General features: G+C 70.8%; 22 protein-coding genes. 10 read left to right on the top strand and 12 right to left on the bottom strand.

Features of this window, described 5'->3' with window-relative positions:
- Nucleotides 1-68: 68 nt before the first annotated feature.
- The 3 genes from IH26_RS0116180 to IH26_RS0116170 all read right to left on the bottom strand — a co-directional run bounded on the left by IH26_RS0116180 (nucleotide 69) and on the right by IH26_RS0116170 (nucleotide 3,576).
- Complete coding sequence (locus IH26_RS0116180; protein ID WP_030437023.1) at nucleotides 69-1,616, bottom strand: alpha-L-arabinofuranosidase B; 1,548 nt, start codon at nucleotides 1,614-1,616, stop codon at nucleotides 69-71.
- A gap of 151 nt (nucleotides 1,617-1,767) precedes the next feature.
- Nucleotides 1,768-2,442 carry a hypothetical protein gene (locus tag IH26_RS0116175; protein ID WP_157437213.1) on the bottom strand — a complete coding sequence of 225 codons (675 nt, stop codon included), beginning with the start codon at nucleotides 2,440-2,442 and terminating at the stop codon, nucleotides 1,768-1,770.
- A 387-nt stretch (nucleotides 2,443-2,829) separates the two neighbouring features.
- Nucleotides 2,830-3,576 (bottom strand): maleylpyruvate isomerase family mycothiol-dependent enzyme, encoded by a 747-nt coding sequence (locus tag IH26_RS0116170; RefSeq protein WP_030437021.1) that lies wholly within the window; start codon nucleotides 3,574-3,576, stop codon nucleotides 2,830-2,832.
- A gap of 48 nt (nucleotides 3,577-3,624) precedes the next feature.
- Between IH26_RS0116170 and IH26_RS0116165 the strand changes: the two genes are divergently transcribed.
- Together IH26_RS0116165 and IH26_RS0116160 are read left to right on the top strand one after the other, a co-directional pair.
- The gene (locus tag IH26_RS0116165; protein WP_030437020.1) at nucleotides 3,625-4,200 is read left to right on the top strand and encodes a phosphatase PAP2 family protein; all 576 of its coding nucleotides are present in this window, start codon (nucleotides 3,625-3,627) and stop codon (nucleotides 4,198-4,200) included.
- Nucleotides 4,201-4,238: 38 nt separating this feature from the next.
- Nucleotides 4,239-5,606 carry a TrpB-like pyridoxal phosphate-dependent enzyme gene (locus tag IH26_RS0116160; RefSeq protein ID WP_030437019.1) on the top strand — a complete coding sequence of 456 codons (1,368 nt, stop codon included), beginning with the start codon at nucleotides 4,239-4,241 and terminating at the stop codon, nucleotides 5,604-5,606.
- 156 nt (nucleotides 5,607-5,762) lie between these two features.
- On the opposite strand, the gene IH26_RS0116155 is transcribed toward IH26_RS0116160, so the two are convergent.
- The gene (locus IH26_RS0116155; protein WP_030437018.1) at nucleotides 5,763-6,656 is read right to left on the bottom strand and encodes a LysR family transcriptional regulator; all 894 of its coding nucleotides are present in this window, start codon (nucleotides 6,654-6,656) and stop codon (nucleotides 5,763-5,765) included.
- Between the two features lie 171 nt (nucleotides 6,657-6,827).
- Here IH26_RS0116155 and IH26_RS0116150 point away from each other — a divergent pair, with 171 nt between their 5' ends.
- Nucleotides 6,828-8,141, top strand: coding sequence for an aspartate aminotransferase family protein (locus IH26_RS0116150; protein WP_030437017.1), 1,314 nt, complete (start codon nucleotides 6,828-6,830; stop codon nucleotides 8,139-8,141).
- 156 nt (nucleotides 8,142-8,297) lie between these two features.
- Here IH26_RS0116150 and IH26_RS0116145 read toward each other — a convergent pair whose 3' ends face one another.
- Nucleotides 8,298-9,155, bottom strand: coding sequence for a LysR family transcriptional regulator (locus tag IH26_RS0116145; RefSeq protein ID WP_030437016.1), 858 nt, complete (start codon nucleotides 9,153-9,155; stop codon nucleotides 8,298-8,300).
- Nucleotides 9,156-9,223: 68 nt separating this feature from the next.
- Here IH26_RS0116145 and IH26_RS55865 point away from each other — a divergent pair, with 68 nt between their 5' ends.
- Both IH26_RS55865 and IH26_RS53590 read left to right on the top strand, forming a co-directional pair.
- Complete coding sequence (locus IH26_RS55865) at nucleotides 9,224-10,096, top strand: EamA family transporter (RefSeq protein WP_245665229.1); 873 nt, start codon at nucleotides 9,224-9,226, stop codon at nucleotides 10,094-10,096.
- 27 nt (nucleotides 10,097-10,123) lie between these two features.
- The gene (locus tag IH26_RS53590) at nucleotides 10,124-11,101 is read left to right on the top strand and encodes a redoxin domain-containing protein (RefSeq protein WP_051808188.1); all 978 of its coding nucleotides are present in this window, start codon (nucleotides 10,124-10,126) and stop codon (nucleotides 11,099-11,101) included.
- Here the strand turns inward: IH26_RS53590 and IH26_RS0116135 are convergent.
- From IH26_RS0116135 to IH26_RS0116125, 3 genes are read right to left on the bottom strand one after another with little or no spacing between them, the layout of a single operon-like run.
- Nucleotides 11,088-11,324: a hypothetical protein gene (locus IH26_RS0116135; protein WP_030437015.1), complete on the bottom strand. Its 237-nt coding sequence runs from the start codon at nucleotides 11,322-11,324 to the stop codon at nucleotides 11,088-11,090. The genes IH26_RS53590 and IH26_RS0116135 overlap by 14 nt on opposite strands.
- Nucleotides 11,325-11,367: 43 nt before the next feature.
- On the bottom strand, nucleotides 11,368-11,913 hold the full coding sequence (locus IH26_RS0116130) for a VanZ family protein (RefSeq protein ID WP_030437014.1): 546 nt from the start codon (nucleotides 11,911-11,913) through the stop codon (nucleotides 11,368-11,370).
- Nucleotides 11,914-11,952: 39 nt separating this feature from the next.
- Complete coding sequence (locus tag IH26_RS0116125) at nucleotides 11,953-12,558, bottom strand: helix-turn-helix transcriptional regulator (protein WP_030437013.1); 606 nt, start codon at nucleotides 12,556-12,558, stop codon at nucleotides 11,953-11,955.
- 271 nt (nucleotides 12,559-12,829) lie between these two features.
- Here IH26_RS0116125 and IH26_RS0116120 point away from each other — a divergent pair, with 271 nt between their 5' ends.
- Nucleotides 12,830-13,951 carry a 5-methyltetrahydropteroyltriglutamate--homocysteine S-methyltransferase gene (locus IH26_RS0116120; protein ID WP_030437012.1) on the top strand — a complete coding sequence of 374 codons (1,122 nt, stop codon included), beginning with the start codon at nucleotides 12,830-12,832 and terminating at the stop codon, nucleotides 13,949-13,951.
- 263 nt (nucleotides 13,952-14,214) lie between these two features.
- Here IH26_RS0116120 and IH26_RS55860 read toward each other — a convergent pair whose 3' ends face one another.
- The 3 genes from IH26_RS55860 to IH26_RS0116105 form a co-directional block, all read right to left on the bottom strand.
- On the bottom strand, nucleotides 14,215-16,821 hold the full coding sequence (locus IH26_RS55860; protein WP_051808187.1) for a caspase, EACC1-associated type: 2,607 nt from the start codon (nucleotides 16,819-16,821) through the stop codon (nucleotides 14,215-14,217).
- The gene (locus tag IH26_RS0116110; protein WP_030437010.1) at nucleotides 16,818-17,207 is read right to left on the bottom strand and encodes a hypothetical protein; all 390 of its coding nucleotides are present in this window, start codon (nucleotides 17,205-17,207) and stop codon (nucleotides 16,818-16,820) included. Before IH26_RS0116110 ends, IH26_RS55860 begins: the two co-directional genes overlap by 4 nt.
- A 260-nt stretch (nucleotides 17,208-17,467) precedes the next feature.
- Nucleotides 17,468-18,529: a glycosyltransferase gene (locus tag IH26_RS0116105; protein WP_030437009.1), complete on the bottom strand. Its 1,062-nt coding sequence runs from the start codon at nucleotides 18,527-18,529 to the stop codon at nucleotides 17,468-17,470.
- Nucleotides 18,530-18,809: 280 nt separating this feature from the next.
- Here IH26_RS0116105 and IH26_RS0116100 point away from each other — a divergent pair, with 280 nt between their 5' ends.
- The 4 genes from IH26_RS0116100 to IH26_RS0116085 are packed head-to-tail and all read left to right on the top strand — an operon-like array spanning nucleotide 18,810 to nucleotide 23,636.
- Entirely contained in the window at nucleotides 18,810-20,675 is a 1,866-nt protein-coding gene (locus IH26_RS0116100) for a nucleoside-diphosphate sugar epimerase/dehydratase (protein ID WP_051808186.1), read from the top strand.
- The gene (locus IH26_RS0116095; RefSeq protein WP_030437007.1) at nucleotides 20,676-21,932 is read left to right on the top strand and encodes a nucleotide sugar dehydrogenase; all 1,257 of its coding nucleotides are present in this window, start codon (nucleotides 20,676-20,678) and stop codon (nucleotides 21,930-21,932) included.
- Nucleotides 21,929-22,573, top strand: coding sequence for a sugar transferase (locus IH26_RS0116090; protein WP_030437006.1), 645 nt, complete (start codon nucleotides 21,929-21,931; stop codon nucleotides 22,571-22,573). The genes IH26_RS0116095 and IH26_RS0116090 overlap by 4 nt, the downstream gene beginning before the upstream one ends.
- On the top strand, nucleotides 22,551-23,636 hold the full coding sequence (locus tag IH26_RS0116085) for a hypothetical protein (RefSeq protein WP_245665227.1): 1,086 nt from the start codon (nucleotides 22,551-22,553) through the stop codon (nucleotides 23,634-23,636). The genes IH26_RS0116090 and IH26_RS0116085 overlap by 23 nt, the downstream gene beginning before the upstream one ends.
- Here the strand turns inward: IH26_RS0116085 and IH26_RS0116080 are convergent.
- A complete protein-coding gene (locus IH26_RS0116080) occupies nucleotides 23,562-24,857 on the bottom strand; it encodes an FAD-dependent monooxygenase (RefSeq protein ID WP_030437004.1) in 1,296 nt (431 codons plus the stop codon). The genes IH26_RS0116085 and IH26_RS0116080 overlap by 75 nt on opposite strands.

Below are 24,857 nucleotides of genomic sequence, written 5' to 3'. Positions count from 1 at the left end.
GTTGTCGAAACATCGATCTTAAGGGGGCCGCCCGGGCCCATGACCGGCCCGGGCGGCCGGGAGGCGAGCTAGGGCGTCCAGGGGGCCGTGACGACCCAGCTCACGTCGTCGGCCCACAGGTTCGACGAGTCGAACGCGTTGGAGCCGCCGTTGCTGGCGATGTAGACGTTGTTGCTGTAGTGCCGGATGTATCGGGTCGAATAGTTGTTCGACATGAACGAGTTGCCCTGGCCGTTCATCCCGGCCTGCGGGCAGAACGTCGCGTCGTTGGCGAACAGCGAGCTGCCGTCGTTGGCTTGCAGGTAGAGCTGGAAGTTCTGGTGCCGCAGGTAGCTGCCCGCGGTGTCCCTCGACTCGAACGAGACGCAGGAGCCGTTGGCCAGGCCCGACCGGACGATCCAGGACGCCTGCGACTTGGCCGCCGACGAGCTGGACGAGCTGACCACCTGGGTGGAGACGGTCGCCCCGGAGTGGCTGATGTAGCGGGTCGTGCAGCAGGCGGTGGTGGCCCGCAGCGAGATGGTCGAGCCGACCGTGGGGCCGGTGCTGGTGCCGCCGCCGGTCGCGTACGCGGCGGCGGTGATGTTCGCCTGCACCGAGTTCTCGGTCGCGTCGCTCGGGTAGCCGCTGGTCATGACGCCCTCGTAGAAGGTGCCGGCCGAGCCGTTGCTGTTGTCCCCGCCGATGCCCAGGATGATGGCGCCTTCCTTGTGCATCGGGTTGTAGCCGGAGACGTTCGGCCGCGCGCCGCTGTAGAACGTGGACAGTGAGCCGGATTGAGCGTTGCCGCCGCGGATCGACCAGTGGCCGGGCTGGCCCTTGATGACCGCCGTGACGAACCGGTTGCCGATCGACGGGTCGTTCGCGTTGTAGCCGGCGTTCACGCCCGAGAACAGGCCGTTCTCCAGGTCGGCCATGATCCACGGGCCGTTGCCGGTGCCGTAGCCCCAGACCTTGATGTTGCCGAAGTAGATGGCTTCCATGTGCCCGTTGCCGGTGTCCGTGCTGCTGGTCTCGGCGTTGCCGTAGTCGAAGCAGCAGCCGCCGTTGTAGTGGGTGCCGTCGAGGATGGCGTACATGCCCTCGGCGGCGTCGCCGGTGGCGATCCCGCTGGTGTGGTTGTTGCGGTAGCCGGTGCCGGGCGCGACGAAGACGCCGTACGCCTTGTGGCCGCCCACCGTGACCGGCGCGGCGGTGGCGTTCGCGAGGTTGTCGTAGCCGCCGGCGGCCGGCCCGTTGAAACCACCGGGCGGGGCCTGGGTGAGGTTGTTGCCCCGGCCGGACTGGTCATAAATGATCGTGATGACGCAGGACGTGCCGGAGCAGAAGGAGTCCTGGGCGGCCGCATTGGCCACGCCGCCGGCGCTGAGCGGCGCGATGTTCGCCGTGGCGTTGTCCGAGGCGCGCCGGACCTGGTAGAGCGAGCCGGTGTAGCTGCCGTACAGGGCCCGGGTGGTGCTGTGGGCGGCGACGCAGGGCGTGCCGCCGGAGGCGTAGATGTCGCACGGGCCGGTGGTGGCCGCCTGTGCGCTGCCGGCGCCGGCGAACAGGCTCGCTACCAGGGCGCCGGTGGCGGCGACCGCGAGCAGCCCTCTGCGCGGGCGGGAATGTGCCATGGTGACCTCTTCCGTGGCGAAAGGACAGGGCAGAAAGGCCAGAACCTCCTTTCCCGTACGCCGGGGAGCGTCGCCGGCAAAGCAGTGAAGGACGTGGATGTGAACGTTAACGTAGGCCGCACCGCCACGGAGCGCAATGCCTTCTGAGCCGCTAGTTGAACGGTGGCCGATTGACCCCGTAGAGCGAGTGGATCTGCGCGGACCGGATCTCGATCCGCCACACCACGACGCCGACCGTGACCAGCACGGTGAGCGTGCTGAACAATCCGAAGGCGAGCCGGTGGCCGGGTGCGAAGGCGGCGTAAAGAGCACACAGCGCCGCCGCGAAGCCGCCGCAGCCAGTGCTCAGTTGCAACTCGCGCTGCAGCTGGTGCCATCGGGTGTGCGCGAGCCGGGTCCGGCCGAAATGCGAGGGCGGCGACCATTTCGCCGTCGTCCACAGGCCGGCCACGATCACGAACCAGAGCGCGGCGAGCCACGTGCTCCACCCGGCCGCGTTGCCCAGAAAGAACGCCGGCGGAATCTCCAGGCCGGCGATCGCGAATGGCAGGAAGCTGTCCAGGAAACTCGGCGCCCAGCGCAGCATCACGCTCATCGTCAGGTAGAAGTAGAAAACCACCACGAACACCATCATCAGCGCCACGCTCTGCGCGACGACCAGCACGGACGGCTTCTCGAACGTGTTCTGGGCGAGCAGCGCGAGGGCCACCCCCTGGATGATGCTGATGATGGTGATGAAGCCGTTCGGCGAGACCTCGAGCGAACGGCGAATGAGCACGTCGTGGGTCAGTCCCTGAATTGCCTCGCCGCGCCCGACGTCCAACACTTCTTCTTGGTATTCAACGGTGCGCGGGTGCGCACTTGTCGACGAGCCGCCCTCGTGATAAAGCCGCGGATTCGCCCTGCGTCTATGCTTGGGAACCGTGAAGTCGTTTGATTCGATCGCCACGCCCCACATGATGGTCCCGGGGTCAATAGCGAATAGCCGGGCGCCGCGGTTCCTTTAGTAATCCTTAAGTGATCTGTATCTGCCCTGCTGGTCGGCAATTTTCGGGGTGTCCTCGGGTGATCCGGAAAGCCGCTTTCGGATCTTGGCGAAAACGCAGGTCACCGCCGTCCGGCTGGCAGCCTGTAGGACGCCGGTGACGCTATGGTGATCGGTACGCAGGGTGAGGGCGTGACCGTGAGTGCGAGAAGGCAGTAAACCGGCAAATTACGTGGAGGCGTAGTTCCGCAGGACATTCAGCGCTACCTCGCCGTACGCACCCTTGGTTTGCAACCCGGAGGCGGAGGGCGCGAGACGTTGCGCACCCACCCGGCAGAAGGCGCCGGCGGAGCCGGAGATGACGTTCTCTGCGGCGGGATCGCCGAACCGCCACGCCGAGCCGTCCGGCGCGGTCAGGTCGCAGAACACCTCGACCACGGGATGACCGGCGACCCGGAAGGCATAGGGGAGCGTACGGTGCGCGAGCCAGGCGACGTGGCGGAGCCGGGCGGTGTCCGGATAGTCGAGGCCGAGCGGCGGCGCGATGTCCAGCGCGGCGTGCGCCCAGTGCTCGGCCAGCCGGGTGGTGGCCAGCGCGGGCGGCTTGAGCGGCGCGGCGACCCACTGCACCGGCCGTTGCGGATCGGCGGCGCGCAGGGCGGCGACCGAGGCGCGACGGGCGGCCCGCCAGCGCTCGAAGACCTCGGCCGGCTCGGCGCGCTGGCTGCGGACCATCGCCGCCATCGCCTCGTCCACGGTCGAGCCGTAGTCGCCCCACCGGACGGTCGGCGGGCCGGCGCCGAGCGTCGCGGCGACGCCCTCCTCGGTCTGGGCGAGATGCAGCACGACATCGGCGATCGTCCAGCCGGCGGCCGCCGACGGGGTCAGCCAGTCGGCGGGGGAGAGCTTGCTGAGCAGGGCCTCGACGTGGTCTTGCTCGGCCGCGAGGTCCTCGATGACATCGGGTGGGGTCATCCCACCATCGTGCGCCAGGGCCGCGGGGCTCGGATAGCGTCACCGATCATGGACAAGGTCGCGCGGGTTCTCACCGAGGTGTTCGCCCCGGCCGTGCTGGCCGCCGTGCTGCCGCTCATCGTCGGCCTGCACGCCGCCGGATCGCCGGTGAAGGGCCTCGGGTGGGGGCTCCTGGCGAGCCTGTTCTGCGCGGTCATCCCGTACGCGATGATCCTGCGCGGGGTGCGCCGGGGCCGGCTGAGCGATCGGCACATCGGTGAGCGCGCGCAACGGACCGGCCCGCTGCTCTTCGGCCTGGGATCGGTCCTGATCGGTTTGGCGCTGCTGCTGGCCACCCACGCGCCCCGCGAACTGGTCGCGCTGATCGTGGCGTCGTTCGCCGGGGGCGCGGTGGCCACCGCGATCAACCATTTCTGGAAGTCGAGCATCCACGCCGGCGTGGCGGCCGCCTCGGCGGTGGTCCTGGTGCTCATCTACGGCCCCGCGCTGCTGGTCACCGTGGTCGTGGTCGCTGCCGTCGGCTGGTCGCGGGTGCGGCTGCGCGACCACACGGTGGCCCAGGTGATCGTCGGCGCGGCGATCGGTGCCGCGATCGGGGGAGTGGTGTTCGGCCTGCTGCGGTGACACTCCCCAGCGGGACCGCGAGCGACGATGATCGGGGGATGAGCGACGACGCCACCAAGATCCTGCTGACCGAATCGGAGATGCCGCGGCGCTGGTACAACATCGTGCCGGACCTGCCCAGCCCACCACCGCCCGTCCTGCACCCCGGCACCCTGCAGCCGGTCGGGCCGGACGATCTCGCCCCGCTCTTCCCGATGGCGCTGATCGAGCAGGAGGTCACCGCCGAGCGCTACGTCGACATCCCCGAGGAGGTGCTCGACGTCTACCGGCTCTGGCGGCCGTCGCCGCTCTACCGGGCCCGGCGGCTGGAGAAGGCGCTCGGCACCCCCGCGAAGATCTATTACAAGTACGAGGGGGTCTCGCCGGCCGGCTCGCACAAGCCGAACACCGCCGTCCCGCAGGCGTTCTACAACGCGGCCGCGGGCGTCCGCCGGCTGACCACCGAGACCGGCGCCGGGCAGTGGGGAACCGCGCTGGCCTTTGCCAGCGCCCAGTTCGGCCTCGAGTGCGAGATCTGGCAGGTCCGCGCCTCGTACGACCAGAAGCCGTACCGGAAAATCATGATCGAGACGTTCGGCGCGACCATCCACCCGTCCCCGTCCACGCTGACCGCGGCCGGCCGTCAGGTGCTCGAAACCGATCCGGACTCGCCGGGTTCGCTCGGCATCGCGATCAGCGAGGCGGTCGAGGTCGCGGCGCAGAACGCGGACACCAACTATGCGCTCGGGAGCGTGCTCAACCACGTACTCCTGCATCAAACGATCATCGGCGAGGAGGCGCTCCTGCAACTCGCCAAGGCCGGAGCCACGCCCGACGTGATCGTCGGCTGCACCGGTGGCGGCTCCAACTTCGGCGGCCTCGCGTTCCCGTTCCTGCGCGAGAAGCTGGCCGGCCGGATGGCGCCCACGATCCGCGCCGTCGAGCCCGCTTCCTGTCCCTCGCTGACCAAGGGCATCTACGCGTACGACTTCGGGGACACCGCCGGCATGACCCCGCTGATGAAGATGCACACGCTTGGGCACGAGTTCATCCCCGACCCGATCCACGCCGGTGGCCTGCGGTATCACGGGATGTCGCCGCTGCTCTCGCACATCTACGAGCTCGGCCTGATCGAGGCGGTCGCGAAGACGCAGAAGGAGTGCTTCGAGGCGGGCGTCCGGTTCGCGCGCGCGGAGGGCATCATTCCGGCGCCGGAGCCTACGCACGCGCTCGCGGCTTGCATCGAGGAGGCGTTGCGCTGCAAGGAGAGCGGGGAGGAGAAGGTGATCCTGACCGCGCTGTGCGGGCACGGGCACCTGGATCTGGCCGCTTATGGTCGTTTCCTGGCCGGGGACATGGTCGACCACGAGCTGTCCGGGGAGGCGGTGTCGGCGGCGCTCGCCAACTTGCCCGCCGTGCCGGCCTGAGGGCTCCGGCGTGCTCCTAATGCTCTGCGCACCGTGCCGCGCCGCTCTGCGCACCGTGCCGCCCGCTCTGCGCACCATGACGCCCCCTGCGCACCATGACGCCCCGCTCTGCGCACCATGACGCCCCGCTCTGCGCACCATTACGCGCTGCTCTGCTTACTGGGGCGCGGCAGATCGGAGTGCGGTGAGGACGGCGGTCACCTCCGGGCGTGGGGTGGCCGGGCGGCGCACGGCCGCGGTGATCCGCCGGGTGACCGGTGGGTCCAGCGGCCGCGTCGCCACCCGGTAGCGCGGATCGATCGCGAGGCTGGGCAGCAGCGCGATCGACCGGGACTTCTCCACGTGCTGCAACGCGATCATGTAGTTGTTGAACCGGCAGATCACCGACGGCTCGAATCCGGCCTCGCGGCAGAGCCGGGTCGCCAGCTCGGACATGTACGACCCGGTCACGTCGAAGGTCCACCGTTGCGCCGCGCACGCCTCGAGGCCGACCACCTCCTGCGCGGTCAGTGGATGGCCGTCCGGCAGAACCAGCACGATCTCGTCCGCGGCGATCGGCACCAGGTCGATCGCCGGGTCGAGCTCGGCCCCGACGAAGTCGGTCGTGGTGATGATGACGTCCACGTCCCCGCGGCGCAGCGCGGGCATGCTGTCGTGCGGTTCGAGCTCGAGCAGCACCACGGTGACGTCCGGATGCCGCTCGGCGAGCCGGGCCACCGCGGGCTCGGCCAGCGCGTGCACGGCGCTCTGGAACGCGGCCAGCGTGACCGTCCCGGCCGGCTCGTCGGCCAGCCCCCGCAACTCGGCCTCGGCGGCCTCCATGGCGGCGAGGATCTCCCGGGCCCGGCCGGCCAGCAGCACCCCGGCCGCGGTCAGCCGCACCCGCCGGCCGGTGCGCTCGAGCAGCGTGGTGTGCGTCTCCCGCTCCAGCGTGGCGAGCTGCTGGGAGACCGCCGACGGGCTGAGATTGCCGCGCTGCGCGACCGCTCGCACGGTGCCGTAGGTGGCGAGGTCGGCGAGCAGGCGCAACCGCCAAGGATTGAGCGTCATAACCCGATTGTCTCGCCGAGCGAGTATCTCGCGGGGTGAGTATCTCGCGGGGCGAGTATCTCGCGGGGCGAGTAACTAGTTCAGCGAGTGATATCTGTGCGCTTCCGCTTAACAGCAGCGGCGGAAAGGTGAGATGGACGTGACGCTCGGGCAGTTTCTAGCGTCGAGGGCATGACTGATTCGTTCTGGTCCGATGCCGAGCGTCATCTCGTCCGCTACTCCGGCGCCGGCCGCTTCGTGCCTGAGATCATCGAGCGGGCCGAGGGCAGCTTCGTCTACACGGCCGACGGCCGGAAGCTGCTCGACTTCACGTCCGGGCAGATGAGCGCCATCCTCGGGCACTCGCACCCCGACGTGGTGGCGACCGTGCAGCGCCAGGTTGGCACGCTCGACCACCTGTTCAGCGGCATGCTCAGCCGGCCGGTCGTCGAGCTCGCCCGCCGCCTCGCCGGGACCCTGCCCGAGCCGCTCGAGAAGGTGCTGCTGCTGACCACCGGCGCCGAGTCGAACGAGGCCGCGATCCGGATGGCGAAGCTGGTCACCGGGCGGCACGAGATCGTCTCGTTCGCGCGCTCCTGGCACGGCATGACCCAGGCGGCGGCGAGTGCCACCTACTCCTCCGGGCGCAAGGGGTACGGCCCGGCCGCGCCCGGCAACTTCGCCATCCCCACCCCGAACGCGTACCGGCCCGACTTCACCGACGCCGACGGCGGGCTCGACTGGCGGCGGCAGCTGGACTACTCGTTCGAGCTGTTCGACGCGCAGTCGGTGGGTAGCCTCGCCGCCGTCATCGTCGAGCCGATCCTCAGCTCGGGCGGCGTGCTCGACCTGCCGCCGGGCTACCTGGCCGCGCTGCGCGACAAATGCCACGAGCGCGGCGGCCTGCTGATCCTGGACGAGGCGCAGACCGGGCTGTGCCGCACCGGGGACTGGTACGCGTTCGAGCGCGACGGCGTGGTGCCGGACATCCTCACGCTCTCCAAGACGCTCGGCGCCGGGCTGCCGCTCGCCGCGGTGGTGACCAGTGCCGAGATCGAGCGGGTCGCGCACGAACGCGGATTCCTGTTCTTCACCACGCACGTGTCCGATCCGCTCGTCGCGGCGGTCGGGAACACCGTCCTGGACGTGCTGGAAAAGAACGAACTCGATCGGCGGGCCGCGGAGCTCGGTGCGTACCTCCGAACGGGTTTGCTCGGTCTTGGTCAGCAGCACCGGGTGATCGGCGACGTGCGGGGGCGCGGCCTGCTGGTCGGTCTGGAGCTGGTGCTCGACCGCCACACCAAGGAGCCCGCGAACGAACTGGGCGCCGCGGTCACGCAACGCTGCCTGGAACTGGGCCTGCACATGAACGTCGTCCAACTGCCGGCGATGGGCGGCGTGTTCCGGATCGCGCCCGCGCTGACCTCGTCGACGGAGGAGCTGGACCTGGGCGTGGCGATCCTGGACGAGGCGATCGCCGACGTCACCGGCAAGATGGGGCTTTGACGGCGGCTCTGTCGGGGCGGCCCGACCGAAACCGAGCAAAGGCGATCGGGAATCGAACGCGATCGGATTCGATCGGCGGGTCGGGCGCCCCGCTCGGCGACCGGAAATGAGCGAGTGCGCCATCGCGATCCGCCCGGCGGCCGTGCGGCGGCGGGGTCAGCGCCCGGAAATGAGCGAGCGCGCGAGCGCGATCAGCTCGGCCAGCCGCGGCGGCGGGTCGTCGCGCCACCAGGCGAGCCGTACCTCGATCGGTGGCGCGTCCCGGACCGCGCGATAGGCGACGCCCGGCCGCGGGTTCTGGTTGGCGGTCGCCTCCGAGGTGACGCCGACCGCCTGACCGGCCGCGATCAGAGTCAGCCACTCGTCCACCCCGTGCGACTCGCGGGTCGACGCCGGCGCGCCGCCCGGCGGCCACAACCCGGGCGTGGTCGTTCCGGTCCGGCTGTCCAGGGCGACCGTGTAGCGAGCGAGTTCGGCCATCCGCACCGACCGCCGCCGGGCGAGCGCGTTGTCGGTCGCGACCGCCGCGTAGCGCGCCTCCGAACCGATCGGCGTCGTCTCGAAGCGGTCGTCGTCGAGCGGCCGGCGCAGCACCGCCACGTCGGCGACGCCCTCGGCGAGGCCGGCGGTCGCCGTGCCCGACTGCACGAAGACCAGCGGGACGCCCGGGTGCGCCGACTGCCACGCGCGCTGCAGACGCCGGGTGTGCTTGCCGAGCGCCGCCCAGGCGTACCCGATCCGCAGCTCTTGATCTTGTCTCGCCACCGTCCGCTCGAGATGGGTCACCTCCTCGAGCACGCGCCGGGCGGCCGGCAGCACCCGGGCCCCGGTCGCGGTCAGCGCCACCTGCCGGGTGGTGCGCTGCAGCAGCCGCGCGCCCAACACGGCCTCCAGTCCGGCGATCGCGCGCGACACCGCCGCCTGGGACAGGCCCAGCTCGGTCGCCGCCTCGGTGAACGTGCCGGCGTCGGCCACCGCGACCAGCGCCGCCAGCTGACGCAGCTGCACATTCATGCGCCAAGCGTATAGGTGCGACGCCTCGCTCATTTCTCTCGCCGATCGGAAACGCTCACGCTGAGCCGGTGAATGCCAAGACCGCCGCCGGCGTCGTGACCATGCTCGCGAGCGCCGCCAGCAACCAGGTCGGCGCCGCGATCGGCGCGCATGCCTTCCCGCTGATCGGGCCGGCCGGGGTGGTCGCCGTCCGGCAGGTGGTCGCCGCCGTCGTGCTGCTGCCCGCCGCCCGTCCCGACATCCGCCGCTTCACCTGGGCGCAATGGTGGCCGACCCTGCTGCTCGCGCTGGTCTTCGCGACGATGAACCTCAGCCTCTACACCGCGATCGACCGCGTCGGCCTCGGCCTCGCCGTCACCCTGGAGTTCCTCGGCCCGCTCGCCGTCGCGCTGGCCGGCTCCCGTACCCGATCGGATCTGCTCTGCGCCGCCATCGCCGCGATCGGCGTCTATGTCCTGGTCCTGCCCGGCTCGTCGAGCGACCACCTCGGCGTCGGCCTCGGACTGCTCGCGGCGGCCTGCTGGGCGGCGTACATCCTGCTCAATCGCCTGGCCGGCGCCCGCCTCCCCGGCTTGCAGGCCCCCGCGGTCGCGACCACTTGCTGCGTCCTGCTCTACCTCCCGATCCTGGTCGTCATCAAAACCGGGGGCATCGGGTACGCCGTGACCGCGGGCCTGCTGAGCTCGGCCGTCCCCTACGCCGCCGACCTGATCGTGCTCCGCTTCGTCCCGGCCCGGCTGTTCGGCGTCTTCATGAGCTGCCACCCGGTGCTCGCCACGCTGGCCGGCGTCGCCCTGCTCGGCCAGATCCCCGCCGCGCACCGATGGATCGGCATGGGCCTGGTGGTGACGGCCAACGCGCTTGCGGTCACCATCGCACGCTCCCGGGCGGAACCAGGGCACGTCACGGGTGCGCCGCCGGCCCCCGCCCTGCCATCGTGAACGCATCATCCGAGACAGGGGGAAGAGATGCCACATTGGCTGCACGGATCCGCGGCCGGACTGCCGGTCGAGGGCGACCTGCCCGGCTTCGAGGGCGCGACCGGCTGGCTCAACTCGCCGCCGCTGACCGGCGATGACCTGCGCGGGCGGGTGGTGCTGGTCAACTTCTGGACGTACACCTGCGTGAACTGGCTCCGCCAGCTGCCCTACGTGCGCGCCTGGGCCGCGAAGTACGCCGGCCAGGGCCTGGTCGTGGTCGGCGTGCACACCCCGGAGTTCGGCTTCGAGCACGACCTCGCCAACGTCCGCCGCGAGGCGACCGGCGACCGGGTCGGCTATCCGGTCGCGCTCGACAACGACTACGCGGTCTGGCAGGCGTTCGACAACCACTACTGGCCCGCGCTCTACCTGGCCGACGGCGAGGGCCGGATCAGGTACCACCACTTCGGCGAGGGCGAGTACGCCCGTACGGAAATGGCGGTCCAGCGTCTTTTGAACGACTCCGATCGCACGGTCGTGTCGGTCGAACCGCGACCGGTCGAGGTCGCCGCCGACTGGGCCACCCTGCGCTCGCCGGAGAACTACACCGGTTACGAGCGCTCCGAGCGCTTCGCCTCGCCGTCGGGATTCTTCCCCGGTAAGCCGCACAGCTACGACGCCCCCGACCGGCTGGCCCTCAACGAGTGGGCGCTGGCCGGCGACTGGACGATCGGGGAGCAGGCGACCACGGCGAACGCGGCCGGCGGCCGGATCCTGAACCGTTTCCACGCCCGCGACCTCAACCTGGTGATGGGCGCCCCCGGCCCGGCCCGCTTCCGGCTGCTGCTCGACGGCCTGGAACCCGGTGAGGCGGCCGGCGAGGACGTCGGCCCCGACGGGCACGGCGAGATCGGCGACCGCCGGCTCTACCAGCTGATCCGCCAGCCCGGCCCGATCGCCGACCGCACCGCCGAGATCACCTTCCTCGACCCGGGCGCGGAGACTTACAGCTTCACCTTCGGCTGATTCCCTCCGGCGGCACTACGACGCCCTTCACCTCGGCCATGTACTTGCCGGCGGACGCGACCGCCTCCGGCTCGGCTTCGCCGTTCTGCCGGGCCACCATGTACGCGGCGTACCAGTCCCACCAGTCGTGCGGCGGCGCCACGGCCTCGAACGAGCCGTGGTGCTCCGCCGTGTCCTTCAACAGCGCGGCCAACTCCGCCACTTTCCCGCTCACGTCGGTCATGCACCCAGCCTGGCCCACGCCGGGCCCGGGTCGCACCCGGGTATCACCCTGGCTCGGGCACCGGGCGCGGCGCCGAGGCCGCCTCGACCAGCCGGCGCACGGCGCCCAGGCGCAGCAGCCGGTGAAAGGCCAGATAGCCGAGATAGACGCCGAGCACATTCGCGACGATGTCGTTCGCCTCGGCCCATCGATTGTCGTGCACGGTCAGGATCAGCACACATTGCGTGATCTCGATGGACGCGCTGAGCAGCAGGCCGAGCCGGAGCACGCGCATTTTGGTGCGAATCCCGAACAGCACGTACAGGATCGCCGCGAACGGCAACGTCATCGCGACGTTCAAAACCGAATCGCTCGGCCGTACGTGAGTGAACGGGATCGGATTGATCCGGAAGTACTGCGGTTCGGCGCCCCAGGACACGTGCAGCGGCAGCAGGGTCGCGCCCACCACGGCCACCGCGTACCAGGCGGCCAGCCACGCCGCCGCCAGGCGCACCGGGCTCCGCGGCCGCAGCGTCACCCAGGCGACGACCATGAGCAGCACACCGAGCGGCAGCAGGATCGGCGGCCCCGGAACGACGAAGCTTCGCATCCCGACCCACGGTACGTCGGCCCGGCGAGCGGCGTGCGGTCAGTGCAGCCAGCCATCCTTACGAGCGATCCGGATCGCGTCCAGCCGGTTGCGCGCCCCGGTCTTCGAGATGATCGCCGATAGGTAGTTGCGGACCGTGCCGCCCGACAGGTACAGCCGGCTGGCGATGTCCTTGACCGACTCGCCCTCCGCCGCGAGTCCGAGAACCTCCAGCTCCCGCGTGCTCAGCGCGCGATCGGCGTTGAGCGACGCGGCCTGCAGCATCGGCGACACCACCCGCTCGCCGTTGGCCAGCCGGCGTACCGAGTCGGCCAGCAGCGTCTCGGACGCGCCCTTCACCAGGAAGTTGAGCCCGGCCGCCCGGCGCCGGGGCGGGAGCATGCCGCGCTTGGCCGGATCGGAGAGCACGAGCATCGCGCAGGACGGGATCGCGGCGTGCAGGTCGGTGGCGAACGGCAGCAGCTGGCTCACCATGTACTCGGTGTCGAAGACGATCACCGTGGGCCACAGCTGCACCGACCGCTCGACGAGGCCGGCGTCCAGCGGCAGCGTCGCGACGAAGTGCATGTCGGGCTTGGACTCGATCAGCGCGCGCACCGGGACCCCGAAATATCCCTCGTCCCGCACCACCAGAACCCGGATCATGACACCACCTCGTCCTAGCGAACCCTCTCTACCGCTGCGCGTTCATTTCGGAGCTGCCGGCCGAAAGGATTGGCGGACTTGCTCACGGCTTCAACGTAACGCCCTGTGTCACGCGACACACGAAGAGATAGCCGATCGACCGAGGCGGATGTAGCGGATCTTCGCCGCGGCCAGCCGAAATGACCGCGAGACTCCGTGAACGACTATCTGAAACATTCACCAAGCGGGCGTATGCTCCCGGGCAGGCTCTTCCCGCTTGGGGGTTATTGCGATGACGCTTCGCGACACGCCGCCGTTCCGCGCCGACCACGTCGGCAGCCTCCTGCGACCGCGGCGCCTGCTCGACGCCCGGCAGCAGCGCGCCGACGGCAAGATCGACGCCGACGAGCTGCGCGCGGTCGAGGACGACGCGATCCGCGACGTCGTCCGCATGCAGCGCGAGGTCGGCCTGCGCTCGGCCACCGACGGCGAGTTCCGCCGTACGTCCTGGCACATGGATTTCATCTACCGGCTCGGCGGCATCCACCCGACCAGCGAGAAGATCCAGGTGCACTTCCGCAACGCGGCCGGCGAGCTCGACTTCGAGTCGGCCGCGCTCGCGATCGACGGCCCGGTCCGGCTGAACGAGACCATCTTCGGCGACGACTTCACGTTCCTGAACGGGATCGTCGGCGACGGCGTCACCGCGAAACTGACCATCCCGTCGCCGAGCATGGTGCACTACCGCGGTGGGATGGCCGCGATCGACCCGGCCGTCTACCCCGACCATGAGCAGTTCTGGTCGGATCTGAGCGCCGCGTACGCCGAACAGGTCCGCCGGATCGCCGCGCTCGGCTGCCGCTACCTGCAGCTCGACGACACCAGCCTGGCCTACCTGAACGACCCCGCCCAGCGCGCCCTGCTCAACCAGCGCGGCGATGACGCCGAACACCAGCACCTGCGCTACATCAAGCAGATCAACGCGGCGATCGCCGACCGTCCCGCCGAGCTCGCCGTGACCACCCACATGTGCCGCGGCAACTTCCGCTCGTCGTGGGCGGCCGAGGGCGGCTACGACTTCGTGGCCGAGGCCCTGTTCAGCGAGCTGGCGGTCGACGGCTTCTTCCTGGAGTACGACGACGAACGCTCGGGCGGCTTCGCCCCGCTCCGCTTCGTGCCGCCGGGCAAGATGGTCGTGCTCGGCCTGGTGACCACCAAGCGCGGCACGCTGGAGTCGAAGGACACCCTGAAGCGCCGTATCGACGAGGCCACCAAGTACATACCCCTCGAACAACTCTGCCTCTCCGGCCAGTGCGGCTTCTCCTCGACGGTCGAGGGCAACGTCCTCACCTACGACGAGGAGGTCGCCAAACTCCGCCTGATCGTCGAAACCGCCGAAGAAGTCTGGGGATAGGCGGGGTAGGCGGTCCAAGCTCTGAGCGTTTCCGTTCCGCGCCTTTGACCGTACGAGTCAGCCAAGTCCCCGGTGTGCCAGGGCCGCGGGCTGCAACACCGGCTCCGACCCCGGCCGCCGGGCGGGCCCGGCCCAAGACGAGCTGATCCACCCGGTGTCAACCAAGGGACCTCGGGTTCGGCGGGTGAGCACATCGACGGAAGATCGGGTCGCCGATGGCCGTCCTGCGGCGGCTCGATCAGGCATGATCCCGGACGCCCGGGTCAGGGTGTCGAGACGGCGAACCAGAAGAAGCCGTGGCCGACCAGGCCGACGTCGTAGTCGCCCGAGTCGGCGATGCGCGGGAACTCGGCGCCGCCGGTCAGTTCGCGGGGGATCGTACCGCCGAAGCTCGGCAGGGACAGCGTGGTGGTCTGGGTGGTCGCGGCGAAGTTGAACAGGCACAGCGCCTGCTCGCCGCCCTCGCCGCGGAGGAACGCCAGCACCGCCGGGTTGGTCGAGCGGACGATGCGGAACTCGGGGCTGGCGAAGGCCGCGAAGCCGCGCCGCGCGTCGAGCAGCCGGGTGACCGCGTGCAGCAGCGACGACCGCGCGCGCAGCTGATTTTCCACGTTGACCGCCATGTAGCCGAACGCCGACTCGTGGATCAGCGGGGCCGGCAGGTTTTCCGGCTGGGCCATCGAGAAGCCGCCGTTGCGGTCGGGCGCCCACTGCATCGGCGTCTTGACCGCCAGGTTGCCCGGCAGCGACAGGTTCTCCCCCATGCCGATCTCGTCGCCGTAGTAGAGGATCGGCACGCCGGGCATCGACATCAGCAGCGCGTACGCCAGCTCCAGCTCGCCGCGATCGTTGTCGAGCAGGGTCGCCATCCGTCGCCGGATGCCCGCCTCGGTCCGCATCCGGGCCAGCGGCGCGTGCTCGCGCAGCAGCTCCTCCCGTTCGGCCGGCGGCAGCAGCCCTAGCGGCATCTCGTCGCCGTTGCGCAGGAAGACCGCCCAGTGCCGGCCGCCGCTGACCGCGCGCATCCGGGAGAGCACGCCGGACACCGGCCGGTGGGCCTGCCGCCGCATCGCCAGCAGCAGGCTCGGCATCAGCGACGCGTACATGACCAGGTGGCATTCGGGCGCGTCGTCGGTGCCGAAGTAGGAGTCGGCGTCCTCCGGCCACGCGTCGCTCCACGCGATCAGCACCCGGCCGGGATAGCGGGTGTCCATCCACTCCCGGAGGCCGGACAGGTACGTGTGGGTCTCGGACAGGCCCTTGCTCTCGGTGCCGGTGCGCTCGAACAGATAGGGCACCGTGAGCAGCCGCAGGCCGTCGACCCCCTGCTCCAGCCAGAACTCCATGACCTCGCGCATCGCGGCGCCCACCTCGGGCACGTCGTAGTTGAGGTCGGGCTCGTGCGGGCTGTAGCGGTGCCAGAAATACTGCCCGCGTACGGGATCGTGGGTCCAGCCGCCCTCGTTGCTGCCCAGCGGTTGCGCCGCCTCGGCGAAGCCCTCGCCGGAGGCACTCCAGACATAGAAATTGCCGTACGGGCCGTCCGGCTCCCGCCGCGACCGCTGGAACCAGTCGTGCTGGTCGCTGGTGTGGTTGAGCACCAGATCGAGGATGATGCGCATCCCGCGGCGGTGGGCCAGGCCGATCAGCTGGAGCAGCTGCGACGGCTGCCCGAGCCCGGTGTCGATGCTGGTGAAGTTGGCGATGTCCCGCCCGCCGCTGACCGAGGGCGACGACATGATCGGGGTGAGCAGCAGGCAGTCCACGCCGAGCCGCTGCAAGTAGTCGAGCTTCTCGGTGACGCCCTGCAGATCGCCGTGGCCGTCGCCGTCGGAGTCGACGAACGAGCGCACCTCGAGCTCGTAGAACGTGCTGCCGGCCAGCCAGTCGAGCGCGCCCCGATCGGCCGGCGCCTCCACCGGTGCGTCGACGGCGAGCTGCTCGCGGGCCGCCCGCACCCGGCCGCTGAGCACCGCTCGGGCCTGGGCGGAGACCCGTTCGTCCTCGTCGCGGCCGAGGTCCTCGAGCGTCTCGATCACCGCGGCCAGCTGAGCCCGGGTGCGCTGCTCGCGCTGCAGCCAGGCGCCCAGTTCGTCCACCGCGAGGGCCCGGGCCGAGGCCAGCGCGCTGCGGGTCAGCAGCATGACGTCGCGCGGGATCATCTCGGGCCGCCGCGGCGCGTTGCTCATGATGAGGTCACCCACCCCGGCGGCGCGCATCTGCGGGGTCTGCGGGCGTTCCCGGTCGACCATCCGGACGGCCGCGTATTCGAAGGCCTCGCGGACGCTGATGATGCCGTTGTTGTCGCTGTCGGCCGCGCCGGTGCGCAGCCCCTCCAGGAACGGGCCGCTGAACGCGGACGGCAGCGCGTGCTGCTTGTAGCCGTCGCCCTCGTGGGCCAGCTCGGTCGCGCCGGCCGAGACCAGCACGATCCGGCTGCGGTCACCGCGCTGCTTGAGGTCGGCGAACGCGCCGGCGTGGCAGCAGTCGAGGATCAGCACCAGCTCGCCGGCCCGGCACTCGTCGATCCAGTGTCGCAGCTCGTCGCTCGGCACCGAGGTGGGCGGCAGGCGATCGGGATCGGTCGAGGTCGCGGTGAGATAGAGGCGGCGGCCCTCGTGCAGCCGGCCGTGGCCGGAATAGTAGAGCAGCAGGAAATCGTCGGGCTTCGCCGCGGTCAGGAAGTCGTAGATCTTGTCCTGCAGGGTTTGCGAATCGTCGTCCTGCGAGAGCAGGACCCGATCGAACGCGCCGAGTTCCGGACTCGCCAGAATCTTCGCCCATTCCTTGACGTCACTGGTGGGTGAGTCCAGGTTCGGCAATCGATCATTCTGGTACGCGCCGACGCCGATCAGCAGCGCGAGTTTCAATTGCCGCTCTTCCGCTCCTGCACCGCGGCGCCGGACCGTTGCGGAAGATTGCGCAGCACCTTGGCCAGGCCCTCCTCGGACAGGTTCTCCGAGTCGAGCTTGGTGCCGTCCGGCAGGTCGATGGTGATCTTCTTGCCCTTGTGCCGCTCCTGGTAGCGCCGGAGGACCTCGTCGAGGCGCTTGGCCAGGCGATCGAAGTCGGCCTTGGCGCGCAACGCGGTCGGGACGCCGAACAGGCTCACGCCGAGGACGCCGAGCAGGATGGTGCCGGGATCGCGGGTGCCCTCGGCGGGCGGGCCGGCCACCTCGCCGGCCTCGACGCCGCGCAGGTCATTGAGGTCGTCGCGCAGATCTCGCGTCGCTTCGGCCAGTTCCTCATCGGACACCGGAGAATCCGAAACGACATTCACCAGGAAATCACCGTCCACGCGGTCATCGTGCCGTACCACTCACAGGGTGGCAAGGAGGTCACCGTCGCGTGCCGGAACGGACGAGCGCTCCCTTGGGCTGTTCGCCCGACGCGGTATCACCGTTATGGCGATCGATTCCGGCTCGGCTCCCACCCATGCCGTCGGCATGCCGCGGGCAGGGCCGTATCTCCCTTGAAGTCACAGCCGTAGCCGGCCAGTAGACGGGATCGACCGGGTCAGAGACGGCGGCCGGCCTGTTCGTAGACGCGGTCGACCTCGTCGGCCAGATGATCGGCATCGTAGCGGGTGCCGGCCGTACGAGGCGGCAACCGGCGAAAGCCGCGTTCCGCGCAGCAGAGCAACTCGACGCGCAGGGCCCGAGGCAGAGACTCGCGGTCGTGCGGGGTGAGCCGCTTGACCCCCTCGACCCGGGCGGCCGGGGCGTCGAGCGGCTCGCACCGGGCGTAGAGCGCGGGCAGCCCGGCCGCCAGCGCCTCCAGCACGACCAGCCCGTACGTGCGCTCGCTCGGTGACGCGAAGACGTCCATCGCGCAGAGCATCTCCCGGGCGTGCGCCACCGCCCCCGCGAACACCACCCGGTCGGCGATGCCCTCGATGTCGGCCAGCCGCTCCAGCGCGTCCCGGGCCGGCCCGTCGCCGACCAGCAGCAGCGTCGCCCCGGGCACCTCGCCGACGGCACGGATCAGCCGGTCGAAGCGTTCGCCGGGTTCGAGTCGCCCGACGCCGCCGACCACCGCGGCGCCGGGCGGGATGCCGAGCCGGGCGCGGACCGCGGCGCGGATGGCGGGGTCGAAGGTGAACTCGTCGGCGGCGACCGCCTTGGGGATCACCGCGATCCGGTTGTCCGGCACGCCCCAGCCGCGCAGCCGGTCGGCGACCGACGCGGTGGCCGCGATGGTGACCCGGGCGAGCCGCTCGCCGGCCCGGTAGAAGCGGCCCGCCTCGCCGGTCGGGTCGTGCTCGGTGGCGACCACCCGGGGCACGCCGGCCAGCCGGGCGGCGAACCGGCCGGGCACGCACGCCCGGTGGACGTGGGTGTGCACGAGGTCGAAGTGGCCGCGGCGGATCAGCCGGCGCAGGCGTACGACCGTGGCGAAGTCCCGCACGTCGCCGAGCTCGTGCACGGTGGTGCCGCCGGCCCGCAGCGCGTCCCCGACCGCGCCCGGGCGGGAGAGCGTGACCACCTCGCTCTCGTGCGGCAGGCGGCGCACCAGCAGGCGGAGCTGATGCTCGGGTCCGCCCTCGGCCAGCGCGCTGATGACATGCAGCACTCTCATGCCGACTCCATTTTCCGACACCCCGGAATCGACGCTGTCAAGCGGCGGCGCGCAATGGTAGATGCAAATGTCATAAGTAACATGAAAGAACCTTCACGTTCCTTATTCGGCCAAACGGCCACCTTGGAGCGCCTAAAAGTCCTGGTAGCAGCACGTCCGCGGCGAACATGAATGATCCTCACATTGGTCGTGACAATTGCTACTGTGGCTGTCCCGTGCCCTGCTGGCACTCTCCGAAAAGGGAATGGAGAAGCATTTTACGGCGGGCAGGGGGCACCCGATGGAGTTACGGAGGGCCGCGCCTGGTGAATGGCGGCCGGGCAGTTCGCTGTGGCGGACTGCCCTTCCCGGACGGGCCGCGCGAGCCGGCGCCGACGGGCTGGCCCTCGCGGTCGCCATGCTCATCGCGACGCTGCTGCGGCACGACGGCGACGTGGGGTACGTCGACTGCGGCGGGCTGATGGAACTGGCCGCGGTCGCCGCCGTCGTGCAGAGCCTGGCCGGCATGCGGTTCGGGCTCTACACCGGACGGTGGTCGTACGGCTGCTTCGAGGAGATCGCGGCGCTCGCCAAGACCGCCGCGCTCACCACGCCCGCGGTGTTCCTGCTCGACACGCTGCTGGGCCGGCTGGTGCCGCGCTCGGCCATCATCGCCTCCGGCCTGATCGCATTGGTGCTTCAGGCCGGAGTGCGCTACACCGCGCGCCTGCTGCAGGATTCCCGCCTGCGCCCGTCGCCGGAGCAGGGCAGCCGGGTCGTGGTGATGGGCGCGGGCGAGGGGGCGGCCCAGGTCGTCCGGTCGATGCTGCGCACGCCGTCCAGCCCGTACGTCCCGGTCGCCCTGCTCGACGACGACCCGCGGAAACGCAGCCTGCGCATCATGGGCGTGCCGGTCACCGGCGACCGCAAGGCGCTGCCCGAGGTGATCCGCCGGTACCGGGCCGACGCCGTGCTCATCGCGATCCCGAGCGCGAGCGCCGAGCTGGTCCGCGAGCTGAGCACCCTCGCCGGGGAGATGAACGTCGACGTCAAGGTCGTGCCCCCGGTGGTCGAGCTGTTCGGCCGCACCGTGCGCATCGAGGATATCCGCCCGGTCAGCCACGCCGACCTGCTCGGCCGCCGCGAGATCGGCATCGACCTGGCGGCGATCGCCGGGTACCTGGCGGGCAAGCGGGTGCTGGTCACCGGCGCCGGCGGGTCGATCGGCTCGGAACTGTGCCGCCAGGTCAACCAGTTCCGCCCGGCCCGGCTGGTGCTGCTGGACCGGGACGAATCCGGCCTGCACGCGGTGCAGCTGTCGCTGGACGGGCGCGGCCTGCTCGACGACCGCAACCTGGTCGTCGCCGACATCCGCGACCAGCAGCGCCTGGACGAGGTGTTCCGCGAGCATCGGCCGCAGGTGGTGTTCCACGCGGCCGCGCTCAAGCACCTGCCGCTGCTGGAGATGCACCCGTCCGAGGCGCTCAAGACGAACATCCTCGGCACGTACCAGATGTTGCAGACCGCGCTCCGGCACGGCGTCGAGCGGTTCGTGAACATCTCCACCGACAAGGCCGCCGACCCGTGCAGCGTGCTCGGCTACTCCAAGCGCATCACCGAGCGGCTCACCGCGGCCGCCGACGAGGCGTCGCCCGGCACCTACTGCAGCGTGCGGTTCGGCAACGTGCTGGGCAGCCGCGGGTCGGTGCTCACCGCGTTCGAGGCGCAGGTGGCCTCCGGCGGGCCGATCACGGTGACCGACCCCGAGGTGTCCCGGTACTTCATGACCGTGCAGGAGGCGGTCCGGCTGGTCGTGCAGGCCGGCGCGCTGGACAGCGCGGGCGAGGTGCTGGTGCTGGACATGGGCGAGCCGGTGCGGATCGCCGACGTGGCCCGGCGGCTGGCCGAGACCGCCGACCGGCACATCCAGGTCGTCTACACCGGGCTGCGGCCCGGCGAGAAGCTGCGCGAGGTGCTGCTCGGGCCGGGGGAGGAGGACCGGCGGCCGCATCACCCGCTGCTGTCGCAGGTGCCGGTGCCACCCCTGGACGGCGCGGTGCTATCGCTGCTCGATCCCACCGCCGCGCGCAAGGACCTGATCGCGGTGCTGCGGTGGCTGGCGGAGAGCCCGGCGCTGACCGTGGCCCATCGGAACGGGAGGCACTGAATGCGAGTCGTGGTGGTCGGGCAGGGGTACGTGGGGCTGCCGCTCGCGGTCCGGGCGGCCCAGGTCGGACACGACGTGGTCGGTTTCGACGTCGACGAGGAGCGGGTCAAGCGGCTCGCCGGCGGCGAATCCTATGTGGACGACGTCGCCTCCGGAACCGTGCGGGAGATCCTGGATGCTGGAACGTTCCACCCCGCGTCCGACCCGCGTGCCTGTGCCGGCTTCGACGTGGCGGTCATCTCGGTGCCGACGCCGCTCCGCGAGGGCATGCCCGATTTATCGTACATTTCCGAGGCGGCTCGCACGCTGGCGCGCTATCTGCGGCCCGGCGCGACCGTGGCGCTGGAATCGACCACCTATCCCGGCACCACTGTCGACCTGGTCGCCCCGATTCTCGAGGAGGGCTCGGGCCTGGTCGCCGGCGAGGATTTCCACCTCGGCTACAGCCCCGAGCGGATCGACCCGGGGAACCGGGAGTGGACACTGGTCAGCACACCCAAGGTCGTGAGCGGTATAAATCCCGCTTCGTTGGAGAAAATTCGGGCATTCTACGCATCGATCGTGGACGCGACCGTACCGGTGAGCGACACCCGGGTGGCCGAGCTGGCGAAGCTGCTCGAGAACACCTTCCGGCACGTCAACATCGCCCTGGTCAACGAGCTCGCCGTCTACGCGCACGACCTCGGCATCGACGTCTGGGAGGCGATCGACGCCGCCGCCAGCAAACCGTTCGGCTACCACAAGTTCGTCCCCGGCCCGGGCGTCGGCGGCCACTGCCTGCCGATCGACCCGTCCTACCTGTCCTGGCGGGTGCAGCGGGCGCTCGGCCAGAGCTTCCGCTTCGTCGAGCTGGCCAACGACATCAACAACCACATGCCCGATTACGTGGTACGCCGGCTGGTCGCCGCCCTCAACCGGCGGCGGAAGGCGGTCAACGGCTCGACCGTCCTGCTGCTCGGCCTCGCGTACAAGCGGAACACCGGCGACGCCCGGGAGTCGCCGGCCCGCCGGATCGCCGCACTGCTGCTGGAGATGGGCGCCGACGTGCGCGCCGCCGACCCGCACGTGGTCGAGGACGCGCACGTCGACCCCCGGGTGACGCTGGTGCCGCTGGACGCCGAGCAGGTGGCCGCCGCCGACGCGGTGCTGCTGCTCGCCGACCACGACGCCTTCGACCTCGACCTGGTGACCCGGCACGCCGGATACGTGCTGGACACCCGCCGCCGCCTGACCGGACCGACCGTGGAGTCGCTGTGACCAGAACAGTTTGGGACGTTGCCAACCGGGTAGTCGCCGCCCTCGCCCTGATCCTGCTGTCGCCGGCGTTCCTCGTGATCGCCGCGTGGATCCGGATCGCCGACGGCAAGGGCGTGCTGTTCGTTCAGGATCGGGCCGGCCGGGACGGTGTCCCGTTCCGGATGTACAAGTTCCGGTCGATGGTGCACGACTCGGTGAAGATGGCCGAGGAGATCGGGCTCGGTGACCCGTTCGGACTGCTCGAGAACGATCCCCGGATCACCCGCTGCGGCCGGTTCCTGCGCCGCACCAGCCTCGACGAGCTGCCGCAGTTGCTGAACGTGCTGACCGGGAAGATGAACCTGGTCGGTCCCCGGCCGGACGTGCTGCCGCAGGTGGCCAACTACACCGCCGAGGACCGGCGGCGGCTCGAGGTGCGGCCGGGCATCACCGGCTGGGCGCAGGTGAACGGCCGCGAGGACATCGACTGGGCCCAGCGGTTCGTGCTCGACCGGTGGTACGTCGACCACTGGTCGCCCGCGCTCGACCTGCGCATCCTGTGGCGGACCGCGACGTCGCTGCAGCGCGGCGAGCCGCCGGTGCACGTCGACGAGCTCAACATCCAAAGGCGACAGGCACATGACGTACGCCCTGCCGCGTGAGATCGGGCCGCGTGAGATCGGGCCGCGTGAGATCGGGCCGCGTGAGATCGGTTCGGAGTTCCACTGGGATCCGGCCGCGTTGACTGCCGGTGGCGACGACTGGCTGCCCCCCGTCAGCCAATTGTTCGCCACCGGCTGCGGCGCGCTCACCGCCCTGCTGCGGCACCTTCGCCCGCGCGGCCGGCTGCACGTCCCGTCGTACTTCTGCATGGGGGTCGCCGAGGCGCTCTCCGCCGAGATACCGATCGCCTGGTACCGGCATCTGCCGGACCGGGGCGGCCCGCGATGGGAGACGCTGCGCGCGGGCCCGGGCGACCTCGTGCTCGCCCAGAACCTGTTCGGGCGGGACCGCGGCGAGCCGTGGAACGACTGGATGGCGGCCCACCCGGCGGTCACCGTCATCGAGGACCACTCACACGATCCGCTGAGCGGGTGGGCGCGGAACTCCCGGGCGGCGTTCGCCGTCGCCTCGCTCCGCAAGACGTTGCCGGTCCCCGACGGCGGCCTGTTGTGGTCGCCGCGGGGCGCGGAGCTGCCGCGGCCGGCCGGCGCGGAGAGCGAGGGCGCTCACCTCAAGCTGGCCGGCATGCTGCTCAAGTCCGCCTGGCTCGACGGCCGCCCGGTCGCCAAGGACGACTTCCGCGGGCTGCAGCAACGCGGCGAGCACACCCTGCTCGGCAACGCCGGCCCGGTCAGCGCGTTCACCGCCGCCGTGCTGCCGCTGCTGGACGCGGCCGGGCTACGGCAGCGGGGGATCGAGAACGCTCGCGCGCTGGCCGCCGAGGTGCCGGTCACGGCCGGTCCGTTTCGCGCGCAACTGATCTGCGCCGATCAGCAACGACGGGACGACCTGGTACGTCATCTCGCGGCGCACCGGATCTACGCGCCGGTGCACTGGCGGCAGGACCGTGGCGGCGTGTGGAGCGGGGACGACGAGGCGGCCGATCTCGCCGCGCGGATGCTCACCGTCCCCGTCGACCACCGCTGCTCACCCGCCGACGTGCGCCGGGTCGCGGCGGTGCTGCTCGCCGCCCCCGAAACCGTCGGCGCCGGCATCGCCTGAGCGGCGCCGGGCGCGGCTCCAGCGGCGCAGGGTCAGCGCCCAGCGCAGCACCGCCCGCGGCGGGCCGCTCTGCGTCGAGACGTGCAGCAGGTAGCGCCACAGCGGGTACTCGCCGCGGCGGTTGGAGAGCGCGTAGGAGAACTGCTTGCTGGGCAGGTCGCCGTACTCGTTCATCCGCTCGAACCACTCGCTGCTCGCCAGCGCCGCCTGCTGCAGGGGCGCCAGCGCCGCCTTGCGGGTGTGCTCGTAGCGTTCGAGTGCCGCGGGCAGGTCATCGGCTGTGCCGCCACCGGCGCCTGGTCCTCCGGACGGCGCGGAGAACCCGGACCCCGTCGGGGTCGTGATCGCTTCGGCGAGGGCCATCGCGTCCTGCATGGCCAGCTTGGTGCCGGAACCGATCGCGAAGTGGGTGGTGTGCGCGGCGTCGCCCATCAGCACCGTGGTGCCGAGGTCCCAGCGCCGGTTGGTGACCCGGCGGAAGCTCAGCCAGCCGGTGCCGCCGCTCTCCGCCCGCTGGTCGATCAGCGGCTCGCCGTCCAGGTGGGCGGCGAAGATGCCGGCCAGCCGATCGCAGCCGTCCCGGCCGGTCAGCTCGTCGAAGCCCAGCCCGGCCCAGGTCTCCGGCGTGCACTCGACAATGAAGGTGCTCGCCTCCTCGGTGAACGGGTAGGCGTGGAACCAGATCCAGCCGGCCTCGGTCTTCTCGAAGCCGAACGTGAACGTGCGGAACACCTTGGGCGTGCCGAGCCAGATGTAGCGGTTGCGACCGTACGCGGTCTCGGCCCCGAAGTGCGCGGCGTTCTCCTCGCGGATCCGGCTGCCGGCGCCGTCGCAGGCGACCACCAGATCGGCCCCCGGCAGATCGCTCACCTCCGATCGGTAGCGCAGCTCCACGCCCAGCTCGGCCGCGCGCGCCGACAGGATGTCGAGCAGCCGGTGCCGGCCCAGGCTGAACCCGTACCCGGCCAGGTGGTTGACCGCCTTGCCGGCGGCCCGCACCTCGTATTCGTCCCACTTGTAGGCGGCGTCCCAGATCCGGCGGGCGCTGACCGGGTCGTGCCGGAACAGGTCGTCGAGCAGGTCGTCCCAGAACACCACACCCCACCCGTAGGTGACGCCGGCCGGGTTGCGCTCCAGCACGGTGACCTCGTGCCCGGCCTTGCGCGCCAGGATCGCGAAGTAGAGGCCGGCGGGACCGCCGCCGACGCAGGTGATGCGCAT

The sequence above is a fragment of the Actinoplanes subtropicus genome (genome assembly GCF_000721705.1).
Classification (GTDB): Bacteria; Actinomycetota; Actinomycetes; order Mycobacteriales; family Micromonosporaceae; genus Actinoplanes; species Actinoplanes subtropicus.
Note: the sequence above shows the minus strand (reverse complement) of the source record. Positions and strands in the feature narration are given on the sequence as shown.